This window comes from Photorhabdus akhurstii (assembly GCF_018448925.1).
In the GTDB taxonomy this organism is placed as follows: Bacteria; Pseudomonadota; Gammaproteobacteria; order Enterobacterales; family Enterobacteriaceae; genus Photorhabdus; species Photorhabdus akhurstii.
Genome location: NZ_RCWE01000008.1, coordinates 168,785 through 179,410, shown reverse-complemented (window position 1 = coordinate 179,410; position 10,626 = coordinate 168,785). Strand labels below are relative to the sequence as shown.

Annotated in this window: 10 protein-coding genes; all 10 read left to right on the top strand. The window is 46.5% G+C overall.

Annotated features, from left to right (window positions below; all coding sequences use genetic code 11):
- The coding region (locus tag EAE93_RS11860) for a hemagglutinin repeat-containing protein (RefSeq protein ID WP_250150996.1) at positions 1–4,577 on the top strand (4,577 nt) is incomplete at its 5' end.
- A gap of 2 nt (positions 4,578–4,579) precedes the next feature.
- Positions 4,580–5,026, top strand: coding sequence for a hypothetical protein (locus EAE93_RS11855; RefSeq protein ID WP_214039728.1), 447 nt, complete (start codon positions 4,580–4,582; stop codon positions 5,024–5,026).
- Between the two features lie 247 nt (positions 5,027–5,273).
- A complete protein-coding gene (locus tag EAE93_RS11850; RefSeq protein WP_332008880.1) occupies positions 5,274–6,071 on the top strand; it encodes a hemolysin/hemagglutinin-like protein HecA precursor in 798 nt (265 codons plus the stop codon).
- A gap of 2 nt (positions 6,072–6,073) precedes the next feature.
- Complete coding sequence (locus EAE93_RS11845; protein ID WP_214039727.1) at positions 6,074–6,616, top strand: immunity 42 family protein; 543 nt, start codon at positions 6,074–6,076, stop codon at positions 6,614–6,616.
- A gap of 337 nt (positions 6,617–6,953) precedes the next feature.
- Positions 6,954–7,529, top strand: a complete 576-nt coding sequence (locus EAE93_RS11840) for a hypothetical protein (RefSeq protein ID WP_250150995.1) — start codon at positions 6,954–6,956, stop codon at positions 7,527–7,529.
- Positions 7,529–7,750, top strand: a complete 222-nt coding sequence (locus EAE93_RS11835) for a hypothetical protein (protein WP_040150370.1) — start codon at positions 7,529–7,531, stop codon at positions 7,748–7,750. Before EAE93_RS11840 ends, EAE93_RS11835 begins: the two co-directional genes overlap by 1 nt.
- A gap of 163 nt (positions 7,751–7,913) precedes the next feature.
- On the top strand, positions 7,914–8,774 hold the full coding sequence (locus EAE93_RS24530) for a hypothetical protein (RefSeq protein WP_248000793.1): 861 nt from the start codon (positions 7,914–7,916) through the stop codon (positions 8,772–8,774).
- On the top strand, positions 8,771–9,244 hold the full coding sequence (locus tag EAE93_RS11825; RefSeq protein ID WP_214039726.1) for an Imm42 family immunity protein: 474 nt from the start codon (positions 8,771–8,773) through the stop codon (positions 9,242–9,244). Before EAE93_RS24530 ends, EAE93_RS11825 begins: the two co-directional genes overlap by 4 nt.
- A 201-nt stretch (positions 9,245–9,445) precedes the next feature.
- Complete coding sequence (locus EAE93_RS11820) at positions 9,446–10,057, top strand: hypothetical protein (protein WP_250150994.1); 612 nt, start codon at positions 9,446–9,448, stop codon at positions 10,055–10,057.
- A gap of 2 nt (positions 10,058–10,059) precedes the next feature.
- The gene (locus EAE93_RS11815; protein ID WP_065824372.1) at positions 10,060–10,611 is read left to right on the top strand and encodes an immunity 42 family protein; all 552 of its coding nucleotides are present in this window, start codon (positions 10,060–10,062) and stop codon (positions 10,609–10,611) included.
- Positions 10,612–10,626 lie beyond the last annotated feature (15 nt).

The window sequence follows — 10,626 nt, the reverse complement described above, 5'->3', positions numbered from 1 at the left end:
ATACCCGTCCACAGGGCACCGATATCACGATTACAGACCGACAGACCGGTCAGATACATTCTGCCCCCACGACGGTCACGCCGGTGAACGGTATCAAAAATCAGCCACTGGTATTGCCCCCGGAGACCGTCAAAGGGCAAACAGTCGATCCGGTGATACGCGTGGTGACCCCCGATACTCGCCTGCCGGATAACAGCCTGTATACCGTGCAGCCGGGCAGCGACAGCCACTATCTGGTCGAGACCGACCCGAAATTTACCCAGTATAAACAGTGGCTGGGCTCGGACTATATGCGGCAACAGTTAACGCATGACCCGGCGCTGGTTCACAAACGCCTGGGCGATGGGTTCTACGAACAGCGTCTGGTGCGTGACCAAATCACCCAACTGACCGGCCAGCGCTATCTGCCGGGCTACAACAACGACGAAGCCCAGTTTAAAGCGCTGATGGATGCCGGTGTCGCTTTTGGCAAACAGCAGCAATTAACGCCGGGCGTCGCCTTAAGCCCGGCACAGATGGCGTTGCTGACCTCGGATATTATCTGGCTGACCAATCAAGCCGTGGCCCTGCCGGATGGCACAACCGAGGTGGTGACTGTGCCGCAGGTTTACGCGCGTGTCCGTCAGGGCGACTTGAGCAGTGACGGCGCTTTGCTGGCCGGAAATACCGTGGCACTCAACAGTCCGGGCGATATCACCAACAGCGGCACCATTAGCGGGCGTGACATCACTCAACTGACGGCCAACAATTTGACCAACAGCGGCTTTATTCGCGGCGGCAAAGTGGATGTGACGACCCAACAGACGCTCACCAACCGGGGCGGCCGGATTCAGGGGGATGACCGGGTAACTCTGAAAGGCCGGGATATCATTAGTGCATCGACCGTGCGCGGAGATGAAGCGAACCGCTGGCTGGACCGTCCGGCAGGCATCTATGTGCAGAACGATAAAGGCGCCTTATCGCTGAGCGCCATTAACAATGTCCAGCTCACCGCCAGTGACGTCAAGAATGCGGGTAAAGACGGTCACACCGAGATAACGGCAGGCCATAACCTGACGCTGGACGCCTTAAGCACGCGCCGCACAGAGCAAGGGAATTGGGGGAAAGATAACTATCGCCATCTGACCCAACAACAGGATATCGGCAGCCAGATAACCGGCGCCGGTGATGTGACCCTGCAAGCCGGGCAGGATTTGAACGCCACCGCCGCTCACGTCAACGCCGGTCAACAACTGACGGCGCAGGCCGGGCATAACCTGACGCTGACCACCGGGACGGCCTCATCCGACTTAGTGGAGCACAGTAAACAGACCAGCAAAGGCTGGCTGTCGAAATCGTCAGTGGAAACCCACGATGAAGTGCATGACCGGCAGGCGCTCAGTACCACATTCAGTGGCGATAAAGTGACTCTACAGGCCGGTAAAGACCTCAATATCCGCGGCAGCAATGTCGCCGGTACGCAGGATGTCAGCCTGAACGCCGGTCATCAGCTCACCGTCACCACCGCAGCCGAAGCGCACGATGAAACCCATTTGCGGCAGGAGAAAAAATCCGGCCTGATGGGGACCGGGGGGATTGGCTTCACCTTAGGCAAAGCCAGCCAGAAAGTCACCACCGACAGTGACAGCCAGCTGAGCAAAGGCAGCACGGTCGGCAGCAGCCAGGGCAATGTCACCCTCAACGCGGGGGAACAGCTCCGGGTTCACGGCAGCGAGGTGATTGCCGGTAAAGACCTGACGCTGACCGGTCAACAGGTTGATATCACCAGCGCGGAAAACCGCAATCACACTACGACAAAAACCGAACAAAAACAGAGCGGCTTAACCGTGGCGCTGAGTGGCACAGCAGGCGGGGCCGTCAACAGCGCGGTGCAAACAGCCAGAACCGCCCGCACTGAAAGTGACCCGCGAGTGAAAGCCCTGCAAAACACTAAAGCCGCCCTTAGCGGAGTGCAAGCGGCGCAGGCAGGCCGACTGGCGGAGGCTCAGGGCAGTGACGACAAAGGCAATAATAATCTGGCCGGGGTGAGCCTGTCTTACGGTCGCCAGTCTTCCCGTTCAGAACAGCAGCGCCGCCAGACCACTCAACAGGGCAGCCATCTCACGGCCGGGGATAACCTCACCATAACCGCCAAAGGGGATGACAAAGGTACATCAGGCCAGAATGGCGATATCCGCGTTCAGGGCAGCCAGTTACAGGCGGGTAAAGACCTGCAACTCAATGCGAATCGGGATATTCAGCTCTCATCCAGCCAGAACACCGAACAGACGACCGGCAAAAACAGCAGCCACGGCAGCTCGCTGGGCGTGGGCCTGACTGCGGGACCGGGGGGCACCGGTCTGAGCGTCTCGGCCAATGTCAGTCGGGGCACCGGCCATGAAAACGGTAACGGCGTCAGTCACACTAACACCACGTTACAGGCAGGACAGACCGTCGGGCTGAACAGTGGCCGGGATACCACGCTGAAAGGGGCTCAGGTTAGCGGCGAGCAGATTACCGCCGAGGTAAAACGTCATTTGACATTAAGCAGCGAGCAGGACAGCCAGCGCTATGACAGCCAGCAACACAACGCCAGCGCGGGCGTCAGCGCCACCGTGGGCCCCCTCACTAACGGCACCGCGAGCCTCAATGCCAGCCGCAATAAACTCCACAGCAACTATGACAGCGTGCAGGAACAGACCGGACTGTTTGCCGGCAAAGGCGGCTATCAGGTTAACGTCGGCGACCACACCCAACTGGACGGCGCGGTGATAGCAAGTACCGCCGACAAAGCCAACAACATCCTGAACACCGGGACGCTGGGCTTTAAAGATATTAAAAATCAAGCGGATTTTACTGTTGAGCAGCAAAGCGCGGGCGTCAGCCTCGGTCAACCCACCGCCAGTCAGGTCCTGAATAATCTGGCGGTCAATGGGCTGAGCGGTTCCCATAACCAGGGCCATGACAGCACCACCACACACGCCGCCGTCAGCGACGGCAACCTGATTATCCGGGATAAGGCGCACCAGACGCAGGATGTTGCCACCCTCAGCCGCGATACCGATAACGCCGCGAATGTCCTCAGTCCGATATTTGACAAGGAAAAAGAGCAGCAACGGCTGAAACAGGCGCGACTGATTGGCGAAATCAGCGCCCAGATGACCGAGATAGCCAGTACCGAAGGGAAAATTATCGCCACCAAAGCGGCGAAAGCGAAGCTGGACCATATCAGTGAACCGGACAAAGCGGCAGCCAGAAAAAAACTGGTCGACAGTGGCAATCCACACCCGACTTCGGCGGATATCAATAAGCAAGTTTATGACACCGCTTACACACAGGCGCTGAATGACTCGGGCTTTGGGACCGGCGGAACCTATCAGAAAGCCTTACAGGCGGCTACGGCAGCGATTCAGGGCTTAGCGGGCAACAACCTCGGTCAGGCGCTGGCCGGGGGGGCTTCACCGTATCTGGCAGGAGTGATTAAGGACTTGACCACTGACCCGCAAACCCATCAGGTGGATATCGCCACTAACACGCTGGCCCATGCGATTTTAGGCGCGGTGGCGGCGGAGGTGAGCGGTAACAATGCCCTGTCAGGGGCAGCCGGTGCCGCATCCGGTGAACTGGCGGCGCAGGTTCTGATAAAGCAACTTTACGGCGATGGAGCAAAAGTCAGTGAGTTAACGGAGGAGCAGAAGCAAACTATCAGCACCCTTTCCACCCTGGCGGCAGGACTGGCAGGCGGCATTGCTGGTGACTCCACCGCCAGCGCCGTTACCGGGGCTCAAGCCGGGAAGAACGCAGTTGACAATAATTTCTTTGGTAAACTAATAACAGAAGGGTGTGCAATAGCTGCTCCGTGCCGAACTAAAGTGGCAGAGAAAGTCCTGGAGATAGGCGTTAAGGCGGGTATAACCGGAGTGGTAGCGAAGGAAATCGCTGATAAGATTTCTTCAGAAGACTTAGACCATCTGATTATGCTTCAGATGATGGGAAATGATGAAATCACACAGAGTTACCTAAATACACTTCAGGATAAATACACTCAAGTTGTTGATCCCGCTAATCTGCCAACACATACAGGTGGTAATCAGTCTGACGATATAAGGAAATACCCTAATCATACCGGTGGAAACCAACAGTTAAAGCCGGGTAGTATACCGAACCATACAGGCAATGAGGAAAATCGGTCTGACATTACACCAAATCATACCGGCAATACGGAAGGTAAGCCGGATGTAGGTGGTAATACGACGGTGACCCCAATTCCTGATGGGCCAACGAAAGATGAGCTAATCTATTTATCTGATAGTAATGAATACGTCCCTAGCCCTAAACATGCTCTTGGAGGTTGGGGTACACCAATGGACTTAACTAATTCAAAAGCCCAAGAAGTTTTGAATAATTCTATTCAAGGTGGAAAGCAACGTTATGGTATAGCTGACGGAAAATTATATGAGTTTCAGCCAGACAATGCCGGTGGTTGGCATGGTTATCCAATACCTGGCAACGAAGCCCCTCCGAAAGTACTACGAGAATTTCTCTCTAGAGGTGATATCAGTAAATCTGAGTATAATAAAATGATTAAAGGAAAATGATGATGTATAAATTAAGAATTGTATTGTTAGATGAAATATCATCATATGATGAAGGCAAGCTTATTAACCTTCTTTTATATAAAGATAAAGAAAAATTTTCTATTTTTCATGGGAAAGTCAATGTGTCTGAGTTTATTTTATGGATGAAAGATAATGAATCTAATATCCGCTATGTTGATCTGCCTGATCATAATTGTAGTATTGACTCTATTGCTTATTACATACATGAATTTTACGAAAAAATAGATGTGGATAATGAAAGTCTTATAGATATGATGTTCGAGTATCGAGCAAGCCATTGTTTTAAATTCGCTGCACGAGGTGTTAATTTCCCTGAAATATATATTGGAAAATCAGGTGAAAATTATGAATTATCCTTATATACAAATAAGGGAGAATGGCGATACTTGATTGATATTGATGATTTTTTCACCCATATACTACACTAATAAAGATCCCAGATTTATGAACTGCCCCCCAAATGTTAGACAATCACCCAACCTTTAAAAGGGGCAGTTCATTATGTTTGAGAAAAGTGGCTTACTGGCTAAAAAGTCGCGTCGGGGCATTGTAGGCAAGGTACTAAACCACATAGGGCAAAACTGATTGTAACTGAATGATATAATTATAAAAAAACTGGGTTCGGCGTCAGACTTCACGACAGAGAAAGTTGTTGTCGATAACAATCACCTAAGTGTGGAGAAGAATCAATCGCGCAGTGAGGAACTGGTTAATTGTCAGGGTGATAGCAGTTGCCGCTCTGCCGTTAGGGATAAATATCGGCAGGAGTATGACAAGGTTCAGGAACGGATAGCAACGTGTTCAGGCGCTGACCAGTGCGTTGCTGTTGCCAAAGAACTGCGGGCATTGCAAGGTGATTACAGCGCACGAATAGGCGAAATTCAGGAAAAAGCCAGAATGCAGGGGCTGGATTCCCTCACTCCAGCAGAAGTGCGGGAATGGGCAGATTTACGGGGTGCCATGTCAAATATTGACGCATCACGGAATTTGGTGCTCCATCGTGCCCAAGTCACCGGCGGCTCAGAAGAAACCACCCAGGAAATCGTGAAGATTATGGGTCAAACGGGAATTGCTGCGTCTGCGGGAGTGGCCGGAGGGATCAGTAAAGCAGGAGCAAAAGGAGTCAAGGGAAGTGCTGTACCAGTACCTAATCCAGTGACAGCAAATAATGGGTTAGTTTATAAATCAAATCCTAAACATACTCTTGGTGGTGATGGAAATCGCCGTAATGCGGGAATAGAACCAAAAGACTCATTGAAACTTTTTGAAAATTCAATTCCAAGCTCCAAAAATTATGGTAATAAAGAAGTTAGATTTGCTAAGGACGAAAAAGGTAATGTTCATCGGTTCGAAGGGACCAATGGGGAATATCACTGGAATGGAAGTACCGGTGATGTAAAAAATCCATTGAATAAAAATGACATTCCTAATGAAGTCAAAAAACAACTTGGTTTGTCCGGAAAATGGAGATAAAAATGATTTTTGGTGATCCATATCGTTTTGCAGTGTTAATACAACATCTTCCAGAATGGAGTGATGATACTTATAAAAATGGACTTTTCCATTTTTGTATTGATGGTTTTTTTTTCCCTGAAGAAATAAGGACATCTACCCTTTGGGTAGATGTTTTTTCATTGAAAGACAATACTAATGCTTTATTTTCTTTTCAGGAAAATAAAGCGTTGTTTGAAAAAGGAACTAAAGATGCTTTTAACTTTATGTTAGGAATGATTTCTCCAGAGTTGATAGGACAAGATGAGCCCGAAAATTTTGAGCAATCTTATCAATATCAAGCGTCAACAGAAAATATTAATGATGCTGGTTTTGTTGTTTTTGCTGTTTCTCATGGTGATATGGTTAGGATACTTGGCGCTAAGTATAGTGAATTAAAGCAAGACGAACATGGGAATGGTTTTTGGGAAACGATCACTAATCCTGATATCAAAGAGGCTATTCTTTATAAGAGTGAAGTTAATGAAATAATTTCAAAAGCATTCGAATATTATTCAACCATTTAACTCACTGCCTTTTAACAGCATCAAAGCAAAATAGCTTATGAGGCTCAAAAATCGCATCGGGGCGTTGTTGGTCAAGCATCAAACCGCACTGGGAAAAATGGTTTGTAACTGACTGAGTGCATTAGAAAAAATCAGGTTCGGCGTCAGACTTCACGACAGAGAAAGTTGTTGCTGAGAATAATGCCCTAGGTGCAGCAGCCGGGTCAGACTTGGGATTTTGGTTGGCTAAAACACCGGACTGTGATACGGCTTGCAAAAGTAATGTTGCTAAAGGTATAGCTAATGGAAATCTAATTGTCTCTGTGGGTGGAATGGCAGTAGCCGGGGGGCCCAAATTGTGGCCGCTACGCCTGAAATTGCTGCGATGGCACGAGCAGCACTGGAAGGATGTAAAGCTGCTCCGACAATCTGCCTGAACAATGCGGGTATTCAGGTCGCTGAAGCATTAACACCGGGTGGTGTGGGTGCCGCTGGCGTAATCGGTGTGGGCAAAACAGCCGCAGAAGCTGCTACGGCACAAACAGAAGCTGTAGCGGTTAATGCAACCAAAAGTATATTTAATAAGCCTATTGTCCAAACAATAGATGCAGGAAAATTTGGTAAATTAGAGGTAACCGAACTTGCTAAAACAGGAACTAAAATTGATCCGGCAGCTAAAGCAGGAAATTTAACTGTTGCTGGTAGAGCCTTGCAGAAGCATGGAAGCCGTGAAGGTAGCGCATTCCCTGTTGCTAAAGGAAATCCAGAACAGATCAACCAGCAAGGACAAAAAATTTTGGATGGAATAATCAAAACACCAGGAGCTAAGGTTCAAGAGGGTAATCGTTTTGGTGGTTTCGATGTAATAGCATCGGATGGTCGTGGTGCAAGATTTGATACTCAGGGTAACTTCCGCGGATTTTTGGAGCCATGATGAATAATAAATATCAATTAAAAATTGTCGTAGCAAGTGATGTAGATTATGAATGTTTAATAGCTGAAATTTATTGTAATGGAGAGTTTTTTGCTCTTTTGCAACAAGAGGAGGGACTTGAAAACATCAAAGTGGAATTTTCTCCTAATGCTAGGATAGTTGATCTTGATTGGCTTCAATATGCTTTATCAAAAGCTAAGGAACATTTATTGAATAATTGAACTTACCCGAATCCTAATTTCCGGGCAATTTCATCTGGAAGCTAATATGGCCTAACTTCGGCATCATCCGTATTTTTAGTACGTGACCTGCTGAACTGAAAAAGCGCATCGGGGCATAGACTGATTATTTTAGAAAAAATCGGGGTCGGCGGTCAACTTCGCAATGGAATGCGTTGTTACCGATAATAATTTCCTGGGAAAACTGGTAACAGAAGGGTGTGCAATAGCTGCTCCGTGTCGAGCCAAAGTGACAGAAAAAGTCCTGGAGATAGGCGTTAAGGCGGGTATAACCGGAATAGTCGCAAAGGAAATTGCTGATAAGATTTCTTCAGAAGACTTAGACCATCTGATTATGCTTCAGATGATGGGAAATGATGAAATCACACAGAGTTACCTAAATACACTTCAGGATAAATACACTCAAGTTGTTGATCCCGCTAATCTGCCAACACATACAGGTGGTAATCAGTCTGACGATATAAGGAAATACCCTAATCATACCGGTGGAAACCAACAGTTAAAGCCGGGTAGTATACCGAACCATACAGGCAATGAGGAAAATCGGTCTGACATTACACCAAATCATACCGGCAATACGGAAGGTAAGCCGGATGTAGGTGGTAATACGACGGTGACCCCAATTCCTGATGGAACAACGAAAGATAATTTAGCTTATTTGGCCGAAGGACGGGATAACAGATTACCTATTCCCGAAACGACAGTTGCAGGTAATGGACTAAAAATTGAATCTAACTCTAAGCATACACCTGGAGCTCAAGGGTTCAGACCGAATGCTGGTATTGAACCACGAGACTCTTTGAGCATTTTTGAAGGTTCAGTATCTATAGATTCTGATAAACATAGATATGCTAAAGACTCCAATGGACATATCCATAGATTTTCACCAAATAATACAGGTGTTTACCATTGGTCTGGTAGTACTGGAGACTCAAAAAATAAATTGGAATTAACTGGAAAGGTGAAGTCTAGGTTACAAAAACAAGAAGGGTGGAAAATAAAATGATTATTGGAGATCCTTATCAAATTGCTATCCATATTGAGCAAATTGATGTCCTGTGTTCACCGAGTGGAATGTTTAATTTTATAATTAATGACACATTAGTTCCAGGGAAAGGAGTAACAATGGATCTATACATGGTGATATCTGAACTAAAAGAGAGCCTTGAAGACGGAATGCGCAAGAACTTGCGAGATGTTGGGAATATCCCATTGTCTGATTTAGATTTTTCTGAAGGAGAACTGGAGAACTTTATCTCATTATCCTCTGAATTATCAGATTATGGCTTTATTTTTTGGTTGGGTTTTGATGGCGATGAAGATCGTCTTATTTATACAACAAATTATGAAAAAACATTCCAAGAAGAACGATATCCTAGAGGAACAATAGAAAAATTAATTAGAGACCTACCGTTAGCAGAGGATTTAGTAATGAAAAAAACAGGAGCATCTATTAATACTGAACTGAAATCATAAAGAGTTGTTGTAGACAATAATCATCTAAGCGTTGACCAGAATCGTTCAAGAAGTGAGGAACTGGTTAATTATCAGGATGATACCAGTTGTCGTGCGACTGTCAGGGATAAATATCGGCAGGAATATGACAAAGTTCAGGAGCGGATAGCAACGTGTTCAGGCGCTGACCAGTGCGTTGCCGTTGCCAAAGAGCTGCGGGCATTGCAAGGTGACTACAGTGCCCGGATAGGCGAAATTCAGGAAAAAGCCAGAATGCAGGGGCTGGATTCCCTTACGCCGGCAGAAGTGCGGGAATGGGCAGATTTACGCGGTGCGATGTCAAATATTGACGCATCACGGAATTTGGTGCTCCATCGTGCCCAAGTCACCGGCGGCTCAGAAGAAACCACCCAGGAAATCGTGAAGATTATGGGGCAGACGGGAATTGCGGCGTCTGCGGGGGTGGCCGGAGGGATCAGTAAGGCTGGAGCAAAAGGAATAAAGGGAAGCCCTATACCGGTTCCTGATCCTGTGACAACTAATAATGGATTAGTGTATAAATCAAACCCTAAACATACCCCAGGACAAATAGGTTATCACCGTAATGCCGGGACTGAACCTAAAAATTCGGTCGAATTGTTTGGCAATTCAGTTGCAAGTGGTAAAAAAAGATACGCATTGGATAGTGATGGTAATGTACATCAATTTACCAATACTAATGATGGTACGTGGCATTGGTCCGGTAGTACAGGTGATAAAAGTGCGGCATTAAGCAAGAGCGACGTTCCATCAGACGTTAAAAAGAAACTTGGTTTACCAGAAAAATGGAGATAATTATGATTTTTGGTGATCCAAATCATTTTGCCATACTTATAGAGTATTTATCTGATTGGAGTACAGAAAATGGATATAGAAATGGCTTATTTCATTTTTGTATAGATGGAAAGCTGTATCCAAATAGTGCGAAAGTAGCAACATTAGGAGGAGATATCCTGTGTTTATCTGATGGGAATGCTTTGGCATTACCTGTTGAAAATAATAATATTTTTAATATGGAAAAAAAAGAAGCTTACTTCTCTATGTTAAAAACAATGTTGCCTGAACGGGCTGAACCAGGGAAAGAAGTATCAGACGATTTTGTTACTTCTTACAAATATCAAGCATCTACATATAATTTAGAAAATGACTGTTGTTATGTTTTTGCTGTATCTAATGGCAGTATGATAAGAATCTTAGGTTCAAAACTGAGTGTTTTAAATGGTAATGATGATGTTGGATATCATTGGGAGGAAATACTAAAACCACATATTACTGATATTATTTTAGAAAAGGAAACAGTGAAAAACATTGTCACTTCGACAATAAATTATTATTACTGCCTAAAGTAAAATCCCATCCATGTG

Coding starts and splice junctions, on each gene's coding strand:
- EAE93_RS11855 (WP_214039728.1), top strand. CDS start 4,580: ATGTATAAATTAAGAATTGTATTGTTAGATGAAATATCATCATATGAT.
- EAE93_RS11845 (WP_214039727.1), top strand. CDS start 6,074: ATGATTTTTGGTGATCCATATCGTTTTGCAGTGTTAATACAACATCTT.
- EAE93_RS11835 (WP_040150370.1), top strand. CDS start 7,529: ATGAATAATAAATATCAATTAAAAATTGTCGTAGCAAGTGATGTAGAT.
- EAE93_RS24530 (WP_248000793.1), top strand. CDS start 7,914: ATGGAATGCGTTGTTACCGATAATAATTTCCTGGGAAAACTGGTAACA.
- EAE93_RS11825 (WP_214039726.1), top strand. CDS start 8,771: ATGATTATTGGAGATCCTTATCAAATTGCTATCCATATTGAGCAAATT.
- EAE93_RS11815 (WP_065824372.1), top strand. CDS start 10,060: ATGATTTTTGGTGATCCAAATCATTTTGCCATACTTATAGAGTATTTA.